The organism is Williamsia sp. SKLECPSW1, assembly GCF_054332755.1.
The window spans coordinates 1,287,967-1,304,141 of sequence record NZ_JBTGLI010000001.1 but is presented as its reverse complement, the minus strand read 5'-3'; the positions used below and the strand labels follow the sequence as shown (position 1 = coordinate 1,304,141).

At 71.0% G+C, this 16,175-nt stretch carries 10 protein-coding genes and 1 pseudogene; 4 read left to right on the top strand and 7 right to left on the bottom strand.

Annotated features, from left to right (window positions below):
• Complete coding sequence (locus ACXVUM_RS05855; RefSeq protein WP_458520897.1) at nt 1-1,239, top strand: polysaccharide biosynthesis protein; 1,239 nt, start codon at nt 1-3, stop codon at nt 1,237-1,239.
• Here ACXVUM_RS05855 and ACXVUM_RS05850 read toward each other — a convergent pair.
• Nucleotides 1,226-2,074 carry a helix-turn-helix transcriptional regulator gene (locus ACXVUM_RS05850; RefSeq protein ID WP_458520896.1) on the bottom strand — a complete coding sequence of 283 codons (849 nt, stop codon included), beginning with the start codon at nt 2,072-2,074 and terminating at the stop codon, nt 1,226-1,228. The two genes, ACXVUM_RS05855 and ACXVUM_RS05850, sit on opposite strands and share 14 nt — an antisense overlap.
• Before the next feature lie 169 nt (nt 2,075-2,243).
• Between ACXVUM_RS05850 and ACXVUM_RS05845 the strand changes: the two genes are divergently transcribed.
• Together ACXVUM_RS05845 and ACXVUM_RS05840 are read left to right on the top strand one after the other, a co-directional pair.
• Nucleotides 2,244-2,987, top strand: coding sequence for an SDR family oxidoreductase (locus tag ACXVUM_RS05845; RefSeq protein WP_458520895.1), 744 nt, complete (start codon nt 2,244-2,246; stop codon nt 2,985-2,987).
• 218 nt (nt 2,988-3,205) lie between these two features.
• On the top strand, nt 3,206-4,201 hold the full coding sequence (locus tag ACXVUM_RS05840; protein ID WP_458520894.1) for an LLM class F420-dependent oxidoreductase: 996 nt from the start codon (nt 3,206-3,208) through the stop codon (nt 4,199-4,201).
• Nucleotides 4,202-4,211: 10 nt separating this feature from the next.
• Here the strand turns inward: ACXVUM_RS05840 and ACXVUM_RS05835 are convergent, their stop codons facing one another.
• The 5 genes from ACXVUM_RS05835 to ACXVUM_RS05815 form a co-directional block, all read right to left on the bottom strand.
• Nucleotides 4,212-5,432, bottom strand: coding sequence for an FAD-dependent oxidoreductase (locus ACXVUM_RS05835; protein WP_458520893.1), 1,221 nt, complete (start codon nt 5,430-5,432; stop codon nt 4,212-4,214).
• Nucleotides 5,425-5,886, bottom strand: coding sequence for an SRPBCC family protein (locus ACXVUM_RS05830; protein WP_458520892.1), 462 nt, complete (start codon nt 5,884-5,886; stop codon nt 5,425-5,427). Before ACXVUM_RS05830 ends, ACXVUM_RS05835 begins: the two co-directional genes overlap by 8 nt.
• 115 nt (nt 5,887-6,001) lie before the next feature.
• Nucleotides 6,002-6,652, bottom strand: a complete 651-nt coding sequence (locus ACXVUM_RS05825) for a TetR family transcriptional regulator (protein WP_458520891.1) — start codon at nt 6,650-6,652, stop codon at nt 6,002-6,004.
• Nucleotides 6,653-8,872, bottom strand: a complete 2,220-nt coding sequence (locus tag ACXVUM_RS05820; protein WP_458520890.1) for an MMPL family transporter — start codon at nt 8,870-8,872, stop codon at nt 6,653-6,655.
• A gap of 273 nt (nt 8,873-9,145) precedes the next feature.
• Nucleotides 9,146-10,630: a DUF3068 domain-containing protein gene (locus tag ACXVUM_RS05815; RefSeq protein ID WP_458520889.1), complete on the bottom strand. Its 1,485-nt coding sequence runs from the start codon at nt 10,628-10,630 to the stop codon at nt 9,146-9,148.
• A gap of 165 nt (nt 10,631-10,795) precedes the next feature.
• On the opposite strand from ACXVUM_RS05815, the pseudogene ACXVUM_RS05810 reads away from it, so the two are divergent.
• Nucleotides 10,796-11,851, top strand: a pseudogene (locus ACXVUM_RS05810) (acyltransferase family protein); the annotation flags it as partial.
• 11 nt (nt 11,852-11,862) lie between these two features.
• Here ACXVUM_RS05810 and ACXVUM_RS05805 read toward each other — a convergent pair.
• Nucleotides 11,863-16,173, bottom strand: coding sequence for an alpha-(1->3)-arabinofuranosyltransferase domain-containing protein (locus ACXVUM_RS05805; protein ID WP_458520888.1), 4,311 nt, complete (start codon nt 16,171-16,173; stop codon nt 11,863-11,865).
• Nucleotides 16,174-16,175 lie beyond the last annotated feature (2 nt).

Below are 16,175 nucleotides of genomic sequence, written 5' to 3'. Positions count from 1 at the left end.
GTGACCACCTGGCTGCGACGACGCCCCCGGACGGGGTCGTCGTCGGGGTCGTCCGGCTCGATCGTCTCGTCGGTGGGGCAGGTCGCCGTCGGGTCGATGGTCGCCAACGTCTGCGCCTACTTCGTCCACCTGCCTGCGTCCCGATGGCTCTCCCCGGATCAGTACGGCGAGTTCGCGGTCCTGCTGCAGGCGACGCTCGTGCTCGGCGTCCCCGCCCTCGCGGTCCAGGCGGTCACTGCGCGCGAGGTGGTCGCCGGCCGTTCCACGCGGTCCCTGGTCCGGCTCGGCGCGATCACCGCCGTGGCGGTCGCGGTGATCTCCGCGCTCGCGGTCACCCCGTTCATGGCGATCGCACACACGGGTCTGGTCTCGACGTCGGCGGCGTTCACCGTCGCGCCGTTGCTGGTGATCATCTCGGTGGGTCAGGGGATCCTGCAGGGCCACCAACACTTCCGGGCACTGGCATGGGTCATCGGACTGGTCGGAGTCGCGCGCACCATGCCGCCGCTCGTCGCGCTCGCACTCGGGGGGCAGGCCGCATCGGCGTTGGTGGCGACCATGATCGGTGCGATCGCCGCCGTCGGCCTGGTGGTCACCCAGGTGCGGTCGCTGGTCACCCACTCCGACGACGCGCTGCTGCCGCGACTGTCCGCGCGGTCGGTGATGCACGCCTCGCAGGTGCAACTCGTCCTCGTCAGCGCGACGTCGGTGGACCTGCTGCTGAGCCGGGTGGTGCTGAGCGAGAACGACTCCGGTGTGTACGCCCTCGGCACGGTCGCGGCGAAGGTGGCGTACTGGCTCCCGCAGGCGGTGGGTCTCGTCGTGTTCCCTCGCCTCGCCGACGCGCAGCGCTCCGGGGCCGCGCTCCGCGGCGCGGTGGTCGTGCTGCTGGGACTGTCCGCACTCACATCGATCGGCGCGGCCGTCGGTGGGCCGCTGGTCCCGATCGTCATCGGTGAGGACTACCGACCGGTCGCGGGACTCCTCTGGCTCTTCGCGATCGGGGGCGGCGCGATGGCCGTTCTGCAGGTCGCCCTGCTCGCCGCGATCGCACGGAATCGCACGCGGGTCGCGGCGATCCCGTGGGCGGTGCTGGTCGTCGAGGTCGTCGTGATCCTCCTCGTCGCGCACTCCGTGGTGGGACTCGCGACGATCGCCGCGGTCTGCGCGGTGGTCTCGGCGGCGGCGACCGTCGTCGTGACGATGCGGTTGACCCCGCAGCCCGTCAGACCGGGCTGACCGGGCTGACCGGGCTGACCGCCGACAGCATCGCGAGCTTCTCGTGGCTCTCGCTGCCCGGCGTCGCGGTGTACACCAGCAACGACAGGCCCTGATCGGGGTCGGTGAGCGTCTGGCAGTGCACCTCGATGACCCCCAGCTCGGGGTGTGCGATCCGCTTCGACGACGTGTCCAGTGCAACGTCGACGTCATGCCGCCCCCACACCTCGCGGAACTCCGCCGACTCCGCCAGCAGGGCGCGACTGATCTCCGCGGCGCGGGACCTGTCCCCCTCGACGGCGACGGCCCGACGCAGTCGCGCGGTGTGGGCGCGGGTGTGGTGATCGTGGTCGGCTGCGGGAACCCGCTCGCGATGGGCGGGATCGCTGAACCACCGGTAGACGACGCTGCGGGCAAGGCCGGAATGTCGTGTCTCGTCGCCGAGGAGGGCTGTCGCGGGGCGCGTCTGGACCAGCGTCTCGCCGGCGCTGGTCACCACCATCGCCGGGGTGTCGTCGAGGCGATCGAGGATGCGGAGCAGGCCGGGCGGTACATGGTCGCCGCGCGACAGTCGCTGCGGCGCGGTGTGTCCGGCGAGCGCGAACAGGTGATCGCGCTCGGCCAGCGACAGGTGCAGGGCGCGGGTGAGCGCCGTGAGCATCTGGTCCGACGGCTGCGGGCCGCGCTGCTGCTCCATCCGGGAGAGGTAGTCCGTCGACATGCCGGCCAGCATGGCGACCTCCTCGCGTCGCAGCCCGGGCGTCCGTCGCCGCTCGCCCCGTGGCAGCCCGACGTCCTCGGGCTGCAGGGCCTCTCGTCTGCGGGTCAGGAACTCGGCCAGTCCTGCGCGGTCCACCGCCACCTCCGGGTCGTCACGTGCTCCTCACCAGCATCGCGCAGAGCGCAGCGTCCAGCCAGGGACCGGCGGTCCCCCGATCGACCGTGCCTTCCTCGGCGACGCCGACGACGGTCGACTGGTGTCACCGCCGGGACGTCGGAGCCCGGCCCCACCAGTGGAGGACACCATGAGCATGACCGGACGCACCATCGTCATCCCCGGCGCCACATCGGGAATCGGACGCGCACTGGCCGTGGCCCTGCACGACGCCGGCAACACCGTCATCGCCGGTGGTCGGCGCCGTGCGCTGCTCGACGACCTCGCCGCCGAGCACCCCGGCATCGAGACCGTCGTCGTCGACGTCGCCGACCCCGCGTCGATCGCGGCCGCCACCGCCGACGTCCTCGACCGCTTCCCGCAGACCGACACCCTCGTCACCATGGCCGGGTTCGCCGAGCCCGAGGACCTCACCACCGGCGACTTCGTCGACGCGAGCGCGCGGATGGTGACCACGAACATCCTCGGCACGGTGCGCCTGGTCGGCGCGTTCACCGAGCACCTCACACAGCTCGGGTCGGGGACCATCGTGACGGTGTCCTCGGGCCTCGCCTTCACGCCGCTCGCCCCGATGGCGACCTACTCGGCGACCAAGGCGTTCGTGCATGCCTTCACCGATGCACTGCGGATCCAGCTGCGCGACAGCGGCGTCCGGGTGCGCGAGCTGGTCCCTCCGGCGGTGCAGACCGAGATCTTCGCGGGCCAGTCGGAGGCGGAGTGGGCGATGCCGCTCGACGCCTTCGTCACCGAGGTGATGGCGCTGCTCGACAAGGACGACGATGAGATCGTCGTCGAGGCGGCGCGTCCGCTGCGCGACTCCGAGGTCGCCGGTACCCGTTCCGCGATGATGGACGAACTGGCCCACCTCATCTGAGATCCGACCCGGCCCAGTGCGCGAACTGGACAAATGCCCCCCGACGTGTACCGGTTCCGGTCGTCGTGCGTCGGCGAGACGTGCACCGCCACCGTCGTCTCCGGCCCGGCGCCGGCGACCACGACCCTCCCGCAGCCGGCCCGCTACACCTTCGGGCCCGTTCGGGAGCTGATCCGACAGCCGGTCAGGTCGGCCCCGACGGGCCTACTGTGGATCGGGTGAGCATCCGTCTCGGTTACCAGATCCCCAACTTCACCTACCCCGGCACCGCGGCCGACATCGGCCCGACCGTCATCGCGCAGGCCCGTGAGGCCGAGGCCAGCGGCTTCGACACCGTGCTCGTGATGGACCACTTCTATCAACTCCCCGGCATCGGGGCTCCCGAGGAGCCGATGCTCGAGGCCTACACGTTGCTCGGCGCGCTGGCGACGGCCACGCAGGACATCCAGCTGTCGACGCTCGTCACCGGCAACACGTATCGGAACCCGGCGATGCTCGCGAAGACGGTCACCACCCTCGACGTGATGAGCGGTGGCCGCGCGGTGCTGGCGATCGGCGCCGGCTGGTACGAACTCGAGCATCAGCAGATGGGCTACGAGTTCGGCACCTTCTCCGACCGGTTCCAGCGTCTCGAGGAGTCGCTGAGCATCATCGAGCCGATGCTGCGCGGACGGCACCCCGAGGTCGACGGCAAGTGGTATCAGGCGCACGGCACCCTCAACGAGCCACGCGTCCGTGACGACCTGCCGATCATGCTCGGCGGTGGCGGCGAGAAGAAGACGTTCGGACTCGCGGCGAAGTACGCCGACCACCTCAACGTCATCTGCGGTGACGACGAGATCCCCCGCAAGCTCGAGGCCCTGGCCGCGCGGTGCGAGGAGGCCGGCCGCGACCGCGACAGCCTCGAGACCAGCTACCTCGCGTTCGTGATCATCGACGAGAACGGTGACACGGCACGGGATCTGCAGAAGCAGTTCCTCCGCAAGACGGGCGTCGACCTCGACAATCTCGACGAGGAGGGCCGTGCCGCGGCCACCGCGCGCCACTTCGTCGGCACCCCCGACGACGTCGCCGAGCAGGTGCAGCGTCGCATCCTCGACCCGAAGGTCGACGGCACGGGCATCGACGGCGTGACCGTCAACCTCGTCGCCAACGGCCACATCCCGGGAGTCGTGGAACTGACCGGGAAGACGCTCGCCCCGCTGGTGCGGTGACGGGTCGACCTCAGGCCAGTCCACGGAGGATGAGTCGCCAGTAGATCTGGGGCAGGGCGTACCGATCGAACGCCCAGGTGAGCAGCCGCGGCTTGAGCGGGTCGAGGAACGACGGCAGCGACGGCGTCATCGCGCGTGTGCGATCGAACTCGCCGACGATGGCCCGGTGTCGCCCCAGCGTCACCGGCGCCACCGTGTAGCCGTCGTAGCGTCGGAGCCGTGTGCCTCGGCGCGCGGCGACGATGTTGTGTGCGCACACCGGTGCCTGCTTGCGCAGGGCTCCGCCCGACGGGTCGGTGCCGAGGTCCGCGCAGTCGCCGAGCGACCAGATCCGTGGGAAGCTCCTGTGCGCGAACGTCTCCGGATCGACGTCGACCAGACCGGCGTGCGCTCCCGCCAGCCCCGCGGCCGCGACGAACTCACCCGCCCGGTACGGCGGCACCAGATGCAGGAGGTCGTAGTCGAGGGCGTCGACCGAGCCGTCCGTGCCGCGCACCCGCACCCGCTGTGCCTCGTGGTCGATCCCGACGACGGTCGTGTCGAACCGCACGCGGACCCCGCGATCGTGCAGGGCCGCGAGCGCCGCACGGTCCAGCGCGTCGACCCCGACCACCGCCGGCCGGTCCACGAGAACAGTCGCCCACACCCCGGATCCGGCCGCGTCCCACAGGTCGAGCGCGAGGAACAGCGGCTTGAGCGTCGTCGCCGAGCAGCTGACCGGTGGACGCGGCAGCGTGAAGACCGCATGGCCGCCGCGCCGTGCGAGATCTGCGATGCCGGAACACGTCCGGGTCGCCGCGTCGAGGTAGTTGCTCACCACACCCGGGGTGGTGAGCGCTGCGTCGACACCGGGCAACGCGTCGGTGTCCGGGACCAGGCCGGTCGCCACGACCAGGTCCCGACAGGCCAGACGACGGCCGTCGGTGCACGTGACGACGTGGTCGTCATCCGAGGTCTCCGCCGCAGCGATTGATTCGACCGCTGCCCGCACCCACCGACATCCCGGCGGGATGACAGAGGACTGTGCGCGGTGCGCCGACGGCAGCGACGCCTCCCCGCCGCCGACGTACGACAGCAGCGGCCGATAGGTGTGCGTCGTCGACGGCTCGACGATCGCGATGTGGCCGACCCCGCGGCGCCGCAGGTGCGCGGCGACCGCGATGCCCGCGTTGCCACCGCCGAGGACGACGACGTCGACGTGTTCGGTCGGAACCCTCCCGCGGTCAGGCACCGCGGGACGCGGGCAACGCGTCCAGCACCTCGACCAGTTTGTTCTCGGTGTCGTTGCCGAGCTTCTCGAAGAGGACCTTGACGACCGGTGAGGCGAGCTTGGCGGCCCCGCTCAGCTCGACGTCGTTGTGATAGGTGATGGTGCTGCCCCGGGCACCGTCCTCGGTGGCGTCGGCGACGGTGATCGTCTCCGTCGAGGTGGCGGTCTCGTTCCGGCCGACGAGGACGATCTTGCTGTCGGTCAGCTCGGTGAGCGTGTAGGTGAGTTCGGTGCTGACACCGGCGATCTTCGACTCGTTGTGCCAGGACGACCCGACCCGGACGGGACCGTCGTCCTCACGGGTGCATCGTTCGGTGCCCGGATCCCACTCCTCGGCGTGCGAGAAGTCGGCGAGGTACTCGACGACGGCGGGACGGGGGGCGGTGGTGGAGAAGGTGCGTTCGACTGCAGGCATGAATTGCTCCGGCTCAGATCGACGGGACTGCGGGCGTCGGGAGACGAGGCCGGGGGCTGTGGCACCGTCCCCTCCACGTCTACCACCGCTCGCGCGATCGCCGCGTGAGCGGTGGTCAGAGCGGGATGCCGCGCTCCAACAGGTCGAGGACGTCCATGACGGCTGTCAGGGCGTCGTCGGGGTCGGGGTCGTCCTCGGGGTCGACGACCTGGTTGATCGCACCGGTGACGGCGCCGAGGAAGACGCGGACGGCGAAGTCGTCCGGCGCGCGGCCGAAGTACTCGGCCAACACGACCGTCCCCGCGCTCATCCGCCGTTCGAAGAGGTCCTGTTGTGCGGCCATCAGCAACGGTTCGGTGCGGATCAGCCGCATCCGGTCGCGGTTGCCGGCCCACTCGTCGGTCGACGACCACTCGAACAGGCTCCGGACCTCCGACCGCACGAGGTCGAATGCGCTGAGGCCGGGGGGCGCCCCGACGAACAGCGGAGGCCGTTCCTCGAGGAGGTCGTCACCGATGATGACGTCCTCTTTCGACGGGAAGTACCGGAAGAACGTGGTCGGCGAGACCTCGGCGGCCGCGGCGATCTGCTCGACGGTCGTCGCGGCGAATCCCTGCTCCTGACAGAGACGCAGGGCCTCGGTGCGGATGGCCGCGCGCGTCCGCCGCTTGTGTCGCTCCCGCAGACCGACGGGACGGTCACCGGCGGTGGAGCCGGTGCCGTCCGCGTCGGCGGCCTGCGTGAGGGACGCGATCCTGTCGGACAACTACGACCCCTGGCCGACCGGTTCAGCCGTGCGGGTCTCGGACCCGGCGGGGACGCCGCGGTCGACGACCTTCGTGCCCTCGATGTCGAAGTCGATGACGAAGCGGTCCAACCACTTCGGCAGCGACCACACCCGGTCACCCAGGAGTGCGATGCACGCCGGCACCACCATCATGCGGATGATGAAGGCGTCGAACAGGACCGCCGCGGCGAGGGTGAACCCGATCATCTTCGACGTCGTGTCCGGCGCCAACATGAAGGCTGCGAACACGCTGATCATGATGATCGCGGCGGAGGTGACCACGCGCGCGCCGTGTCGATAGCCGGCGATGATCGCCTCCTTCGTCGAGAGTCCGTGGACGAACTCCTCGCGCATACGTGTCACGAGGAACACTTGGTAGTCCATCGCGAGGCCGAACACCACGCCGATCCCGAAGATCGGGAGGAACGAGAGGATCTCGCGGGGATGGGAGACCAGGCCCAGTGCCCCTTCCTGGAAGATCTCGACGGTGAGACCGAAGGTCGCCGCGACCGAGAACAGGAAGCCGACGGTGGCGATCAGCGGCACCCAGAGCGATCGGAACACCCCGATCATCACCAGGAACGCCAGGCCCACCACGACGAGCAGATAGGGGATCAGCGCCGAGTTCAGCTTCGCCGACAGATCGGACGTGACCGCCGTCTGTCCGCCGACGTGCAGCTCGGCACCGGACTGCTCCACGGTCGGTGTGAAGTCGCGGATCTGCTCGATGAGACGGTGCGTCGCAGGGGCCGCCGGCGCGCTGTTCGGCGTGACGGTGATCAGCGCCGTGTCACCGGCCTCGTTCGGCATGGCGCGCAGCGTCGCCGGGTTCGCGACGTCCTGGAGCCCCTTGATGTGCTCGACGGTCCGTTCGGCGACCGTGGCGATGGGCTGGCCGTCGGTGGAGTGCAGCACCGCGAGCACCGGCCCGTTGATGCCCTCGCCGAAGCCCTTCTGCAGCAACGACTGTGCCGCGGCCTCGTCGTCGTTGCTGAGCGACAGGCCGAGTTCCATCTTGGTGGCCGGGATGGCCGCGATGGCCAGGACGGCGAGACCGACGATGACGAACGGCAACGGTCGCTTGACGACCATGCGACCGAAACGCACGCCCATCGGGTTCGAATCCGGTGTGGGCACGGCGTTCTTGATCCACGGGATGCGTGGGGTGAAGGCGAACCGGCGGACCGCACCCAGCAGCGCGGGGATGAGGGTGAGTGCGCCGAGGACGGCGACACCGACCGCGATGGCCGCACCCGAACCCATCTGGGTGATCAGCGGGATGCCGATCACCGTCAGCGCGACGACGGCGATGGCCACGGTCAGGCCGGCGAACACCACGGCCGATCCCGCGGTGCCGACGGCGCGACCCGCCGCGTCGGCCGGCTCACCGCCCTTGCGCAACTCGGTTCGGTAGCGCGACACGATGAACAGCGCGTAGTCGATCGACACCGCGATGCCGAGCATCGTGACGATGGCCGTGGCGGTCTGGTTGATGGAGAGGAACTCGGCGCCGAGCGTCACCAGCATGATGGTCAGACCGACACCGACGAGGCCGGTGATCAGCGGGATGAACGACGCGACGAGCGCGCCGAACGCCACGATCATGACCACGAACGCGACGGCGAAACCGATCGCCTCCGCCTTGCCCGGCGGTTGGGTGGCCTGCATGAGCGAGCCGGTCGCCTGGACGTCGAGGCCACCACCGCGGTTCGCCGAGAGGATGGAGGTCAGCTTGTCCTTGTCGGCGACCTTCAGGTCGGTGACCTCGATGTTCTGACGCACCTGGATCAGGCCGACACGCCCGTTGTCGCCGAGGAGCTGCGACGCCAGCTGCGGCCGGGCCTGCGATGCGGTGACCGGGTTGACGATGGCCGCCGGGTCGGTGAGCTTCGGCAGCCCCTTGAGGTCGGCGACCAGCTTGTCGATCTGCGCGGTGTGGTTCGCGAGGCCGTCCGGGGCGGCGACGAGGACGCTCGTCGAGGCCTGCATCTGCTGCTTCTGGACCGCGGGGAAGTACTTCTCGATCTGCGAGGTCGCGGTACCCGAGTCGGTCCCGGGCAGGCTGAAGTCCTTGGCGAACGTGGGCTTCAGCACGCCCACGAGGCTTGCGACGACGACGAGGGCCAGGACCCACGCCGCGATGACCGGCCACCGGTGGCGGTAGCAGAACCGCCCTACCCGGAAGAGGATGGATGCCATGACGAGGCCTTTCAGGCTGGGTCGATATGCGCCACCATCTGACGCTCGCTCACTAGTGTTAGTGACTACCACTTTGCGGTCAAGGTGAGACGGTCCGGTGTGAGGGACGACACCGGGCCGAGGTTTCGAGGTTTCGCCACCGGGTGGTGGATTCGCCTGCGGGATTCGGCGGGCGAGTCGGGGACTGGGTGGCGAGGTGCGGGATTCGCGGGCGAGAAGCCACACCGCCGCCCGGACCTGAGGTCGCGGGCGGCGGTGGGTGAGCGGGGTGGGTCAGCGGTCGGGGCGTCGCCAGGGGTCGTCGGGGCGGGTCTCCGACTCGCCTGGACCGTCCGGCTCGTGACCGGATGACCCCGGGCCGTCCGGCGACGACCAGCCCACGCGCGGACCGTCATCGGAGACACGCGGGAACTGCTGCGTCTCGTCGTCGTCGGTGGGACCGGTGCCGGAAGCGGCCCCGGACCCGGCGGCACCCTTGCGGAGGTCGGGACGGACCTCGGTCGGGGCGTCGGCGTCGTGGAACCCGTCGTGCTCGTGGTCCCGCAGATCCCGGGTGTCGTCGTCGGGTGTGGCGACGGGGTAGTACGGATCGTCGCCCGCGACGACGGCCGCCGGTGTGCGGGGGCCGCGAAGCAGCAGGAAGATCCCCGCGATCAACGCGAGCGCACCGATGATGCCGAACGCGATCGGCAGCCAGCGACCGTACAGCTGGATCGGCTGCGACAGGTCCTTCGACGCGGCAGCACGCGCCTGCTGCGTGTTCTGGTCGTAGGCGAAGGTGACGTCGAGGTTCGTCAGCTTGTAGTCCCGCAGCGATTGCGGGGCGTCGCCGCTGACCCCGGAGATCTTGAAGTACTCCTGGATCCGCTCACGATCGTTGACGATCGTGCCGCTCACGGGCTCGATGTACACGTCGCGCGTGGTGGTGCGGTACAGGTCGGCGGGCAGCTTCTGCCGGTTGTCGATTCCCGGGAACCCGCCGTACCAGGACGCCGCCTGCGACAGCTGCGTCCCCGCCGGTGTGGAGTCGTTGGCGTCGCGCTGCTGCGCGAGGTTCGTCTCGGGGACCTGCTGGCGGAAGTGCAGCACCTTCACGCCGGCGATCTCGGTGGAGTCGACGTAGCTGATCGGGTTGGTGGTCCGTGACGCGAGGTCGAAGTAGATGTAGCGCTTCTTCGACGAGGTGTCGAACGGGAACTTGTACTGCACCCCACGACGATCGGGGATCGAGATCGACTTGCTCGACGCGTCGAGCTGCACCTCGGAGCTGCCGCCACCGCTGAGCGCGGCGGCACCGCTGGTCCGGTTGGTGGTCACGCGGTCGACGGTCGCCGACAGCAGCCCACCGAGGCAGCCGCCGCCGCTGGTCGAATCGGAACTCGGGGTGACCGTCTCCCCGGAGATCTGCACCTGGTTGATGCGGGTCGACGTACCGGCCTGGAACGTCACCCGATCGGCGCCGGCGGGCTTCACGGCGACGACACGCTGCTGCTGCGTCAGCGACGCCGGCGAGACCTCCGGCTTCGACGCCGTCAGGGAGCACCGGTTCAGGATCTTCGCGGGCAGCGCCGAACTGCCCGACTCCCCGTCGGTGCGCTGTGATGTCGACACAGTCGTGTAGTCGGTGTCCATCGGCGTCTTCTGCAGTTGCCCCACGAGATAGAGCGGCATGGCGATGGCCGCCACGATCAGCAGTGCGCCGAGGAAGATCAGTACCGGACCCAGCAGGTCACGGGCCGACATCCGGCCTGTCGCCATGGCACGAGCTCCTTCGAGTTGGTCGGCGGCGTGACATATGCCGCGGGGCACGTCCGGCAGGCACGATGCTCCACCCTGCGAGCGAGACTAACAGTCACCCCCGCCCCGTCCGTGGTGCTGCGCGGCCAGTCCTGGGCATGCTCACAGGGGGTAGCGTCGTCGCCGATGCACGCCCCGACCACGACGTTCCGTCCCCCGCGCTTCATCCCGGCGCTCGAAGGGATGCGGGCGGTCGCCGCGCTCGGGGTCGTCACGACGCACGTGGCGTTCCAGACGCGGTCGCTCGACGGCTCGGTGTTCGGGGTGATCTGGGGACGGCTCGATCTCGCGGTCGCCCTCTTCTTCGCCCTGTCGGGCTTCCTGCTGTGGCGCCCGCACGCCGGCGCGGCCCGGGGTGGTCCGGCCGCGCCCGGGGTGCGGCGCTACCTCCGTCACCGGGCCGTCCGCATCCTCCCGGCATACGTCGTCGTGGTGGTCGTCGTCCTGGCGTTGGTGCCGGCGGCGCGAGGTGCGAGTCCGACGACATGGTTGGCGAACCTCACGCTGCTGCAGGTCTACGTCCCGTACTCCCTGGTCGGGGGGCTCACGCAGATGTGGAGCCTGGCCGTGGAGGTCAGCTTCTACGTCGCGCTGCCGGTGCTGGCGTGGGCGATCTCGCGTCTGCGCGGGCCGCGCGCGGGCCTGCGGGTGCCGGTGATGCTGGCCGTGGGCGCCGTCGCGCTGGGCTGGGCGTTCGTCGCTCATCACCTCCCGCTGGCCGACGGGGTGTCGGGGACCCTGTGGCTCCCCGGATACCTGCCGTGGTTCCTGGCGGGCACGATCCTCGCCGAGGTCGCGGTGTCCGGTACGGACGGTCGGTTCCGGAGGCTCTCGGCCCGCCCGGTCCCGATGGCCCTGACCGCCGTCGTCGTCTATGCGATCGCGTGCACACCGCTCGCCGGCCCGTCGGGTCTGGCGTCGGTGTCCGCCGCGCAGTTCGCGATCAAGACGGCACTGGGCGCGGTGCTCGGGTGGGCGTTGCTCGCGCCGCTCGTCCTGGCCCCCCGCCGCCACCGTTTCCTCGCGTCGACGGCGATGCAGACCCTCGGCCGCTGGTCGTACGCCATGTTCATCTGGCACCTCGCGGTGCTCGCGGTGGTGTTCCCGCTGGTCGGCCTCGCCGTGTTCGGCGGCTCCATGTGGCTGGTCTGGCTCGTGACGGTGGTCGTTAGCGTCGGTGTGTCCGCGGCGAGCTACGGGCTCGTCGAGGAGCCCGCCCGCCGCGCCGTCCGCGACCGGGAACGCCGTCGCACCGAGGTGAAGAACCGTCCCCAGGAGCGTCGGGAACCTGAGGGAACCATGATCGCGGCCAGCGCCGCCATGGCGACGACGGCGGGCAGCGTCACCCACCAGTCGAACCCGGTGTAGGGGTCGCCGGAGGCCCACGGCCCCCAGGACAGACCGGCGACGCCGAGACCGAACAGACCCGCGACGACGACCGGGACGGCGCGCGGTCGTCGGCGTCTGAGAGCGAGGATCGCGGGTGCGGTGACCGCACCGGCCACCACGCCGACCCATCCGCCGAACACGATCAGCGCGACGAGCCCACCGAGCCAGGCGAGGACCGGCGTGCGGGGCGGTCCGACGGCGTCACCCCCGTCGCGACGGCGACGATCGGGCCACAGGGCCGCGACGAACAGTGCCGCGACCGCGATCAGGCCGAGGAGCAGCGCGAGTCGATAGGGCCGGTCGAGGGGGTAGTCCAACCGGAGTGTGCCCGACGCGCCCGCGGGCACGACCCACCCCTGCTGCCATCCGTTGACCACGATCGGCTCGAGGGCGCGCCCGTCGAGCCGCGCGTGCCAGCCGGGATTGGTCGATTCGGGGACGACGAACACTCTTGCCGCACTCGATGATCCGATGTCGGCGGTGCGTGAGGACGGGGTCCAGGTGATGGGCGCGACCGGGGTCACCGTGTCGGTCGGAGGGGTGAGCGCACCCGTCGTCGTCAACGCCACGGAGTCGACCGTGAACGCGTCCGACGGGGCCACCGACACCGTGGTGTCCCCCGCCGACAGCGGGACCGGGGAGTCGCCGCACGGCGTCGCCGCGATCGCATCGCCGGACAGCAGACGCTCCGCGGTGGTGGTGAGCGACAACGGGATCCGACGGCCGCCGACGGACATGGCGATCCCGTCCCCGCATCCGACGGAGATCACGCGGTCGGGGGGCGCCGTGGGCATCGGTGCGCCGTCCAGGCGGATCTCGGCGATACCGGGCGGGGCGGGGTCGGCGAAGCCGAGGCTGTTGACGTCGACCAGATCGTCGAAGGCCACGACTGAGACGGTGATGGAGTCGGTGACGGCCGGATCGAGGTCGATGTGGCCGTCGGCCGGCAGTGTGCGGATCTGGCGTCCGGTGCCGAGGTCGACGCCGATCGTCGTGGGCCGCGCGGGGTAGCGGCCTCGCGGCACGGTGATGGTCATGCCGGAGACGCGCCGCGGCGACGGGAGCGTGAGGCGGACCGACGCGTCCGCGGCGCCGGGTGTCGTCGTGTCGTCGGCGGCGATCCAGGTGGTCCCGGGATCACCGTCGACGGCGGCCTGCGCCGAACCCCGGGGGTCGGTGACGGTGGACGTGCCCGTCGCGCTCACGTACCGGGGGTCGCGCAGCAGATCGTCGAGAGCCGTCCCGGCCGACGATCGCAGCCACACCCGCGGCGTGACCGTCGTCGCCGACGGCACCGACAGCACGCGGTCGAACAGGCCCGGCTCCTCGGGTGCGAGGCCCAGACCGGCCGAGCAGCGGGTGACGTCGGGACCGGCGACGCATGCCGTCCGCGACCCGTCCTGACCCAGCGACCACCCCGAGACCGGCTGTCCGGCGGGCAGTTCGGGCAGCACCGTGCGGTGGGTGATGGAGAGGTCCCGTCCGGTGGCGGTGTCGCGCAGCCGCATCTCGGCGATCGCGAACTGGCTGCCGGCCCGGCCGGTCGCCGTGGAGATCGCGCGGACCTGCAGCCATCGCGTGGGACCGCTGGGCGCGGTGACCGTCACCGGCCGACCGGGTGTGAGACCTTGCGCCACCGTGGTCCCCGCCTCCGTCGACACCAGCAGGCCGGTGACGGGCGGGCCGAGCGAACGTCCGGGGGTGACGGTGACCGACAGGTCGGACCGGGGGCGGGTGAAGTTCACCTGCAGCCACTGTCCGACGGCGGCGTCGAGGTCGCGGCTGATCCACGACGTGTTCGGATCGCCGTCGAAGGCCGCGGCGGGCGAGTTCGCGGGGGACGTCTGACCGAGTTGTGTTGCATCCGAGGCCGACCCGGACGCGGTGACCGAGACGAGTCCGGGTTGCCCGTCGAGCAGCCACTGTCCGGTGACGGGTGCGGCGCCGTCGACGGGGTAGTCGGGGACGGCGTTCTGGGTCGACCGGCGGTCGCCGGGGGCGCGGATCGCCGAACTGTGGTCGTCGACGCGTCCGTAGTCGGTCTCGCGGTCGACGGGGGAGTCGGTGACGATCGCGGGTGCGTCCGGCAGCCCCGCCCGACGTGCATCGGCTTGCAGCAGTGTCGGTCCCAGCGGCGGCCCGGCGCCACGCGCGGCCTGGTCCTGGAGGCGTTCCATCGCCTCCGGACCGCCGATCACCCGTGGCATCGCGGACAGGTCGACCAGTCCCGGCCCGGTGCCGTCGAAGCCCTGGCCGGGCACAGGTGGTGTGACGGACCAGATCTGGATGGCCGTCATCGGTGGTGCCAGTCCGTCGTCGCCCACCACCCCGCGGATGGCGCGGGGTCCGACGCGCGGCCCGAACGATGCGACCTCCCGCAGACCGGGGGATCCGGCCAGCGCCTGCCGGGCGACGATCGGCCGTGCGGACCGGGAGGTGGTCGGCGCGAGATCACTGCGCAGCACGACGTAGTCGATCCCCTGCTGTGCGAGGGTCGCCGCCAGTCCGGGTGACGGTCGCCCGGAGGCGATCTGCCGCTGCACCGAGTCCATCGCACGGATCGCGCCGGGCGGGACCAGCGGGATCGCGTCGCGGACGGCCCAGGGCGTCGCGGCCAGCGGCTGCAGCGGTTCGTCGCGGGTGAACCCCCACGTCTGATAGGCGAACGGGGCGCCGGGCACCACCAGTGCGCGCCGCGGTGTCGACGACGGACCGGCGTGGGCCTGCAACCACTTCGCCGCTGCGGGCCAGTATCCGGGGATCGACGTGAACGCCCCCTGCGGCGCGAGCGACCCGGTCCAGGCGAGCGACCCGGCGCCGCCGATCATCAGCAGCACGACGATCGTCGCCGACACGGTCCGCGACCGCTCCGGGTGGAGGAAGGAGGTCAGCGCCACACGCCGGTCGACGGTGCCGGGCAACGGCATACGGGCGAGCAGATGTGCGATGCCGAGCACGATCGGCAGGCGGATCATCGGGTCGAGTTTGTGGATGTTGCGCAGCGGTGCACCGGCCCCGTCGAGGAACGACCGGACCGGTTCGGCGATCGGTGACCCGATCTGTCCCTCGAACCCAGCACACAGCAGGACGAGGCCGACCGCGCCGACGACGACGAGCCGACCGCGTGCCGGCATCGACCGCATCGCGAGCCCGGCGAGGCCCGCCGCGGCGACAGCGCCGGTGACGAGAACCTCCGTCGGCGAGGACACCAGCACCGCCCCGGCGACGCGGTCGGGGGAGACGAACGGTGTCCAGGAGCTGGTGCCGCGCAGCACCTCCACCAGCGAGGTCCACCGGGTCGTGACGCGGGAGGACTCGATGAAGTCGAGGAACGGGGGACTGACCCGCGACAGGATCAGCAGGGGGACGGCCCACCACGCGCACGCCAGCACCGCGCCGACCGCCCACCATGCGGTGAACCGCCGCCAGCGACGTGCACCGGGGCCGCGCACCCGGATGTGCAGGAGCCACCACACGAGTGCCGCACCGCACGCCGCGGCGGTCGCGACGGCGTTCACCGCCCCCATCAGGGCGACGGCACAGGCGGATCCGAGCGCGAGGCGGCGCATCGAGTGCGGTGGGTCGGACCGGTTGAGGGCCAGCACCACCGGCAGGAGGACCCACGGGGCCAGCATCATCGGCAGCGTCTCCGAGGAGATCGAGCCGAGCGTCGTCAGGACGCGTGGGCTGACCGCGAAGGCGATGCCCGCCACCACCCGCGAGCCGGGGGATCCGATCCGCAGCGTCTCCGCGAGTCGGACGACCCCGACGACCCCGACGGTGACGAGGACCGCCCACCACAGTCGCTGGGTCACCCAGGCGGGAAGTCCGAGGACGTCGCCGGCGAGGAAGAACGCACCGTGCGGGAAGAGATAGCCGTAGGCCTGGTTCTGCACCTGGCCCATCGGGGCCTCGCTCGACCACAGATGCAGTGCCCTCCCGAGGAATCCGGCAGGGTTGATCGCGAGATCGAGTTTCGTGTCGGCGACGATCTTCCCGGGCGACTGCAGCAGGCAGACCGCGAGCGAGAGCGCGCCGATGACGACGACACCGCGGCGGGAGAGACGAGAGGTGGTGGCACCGGCCACCGGGGCGTCGCTGGAGCGTTCGGCCACCG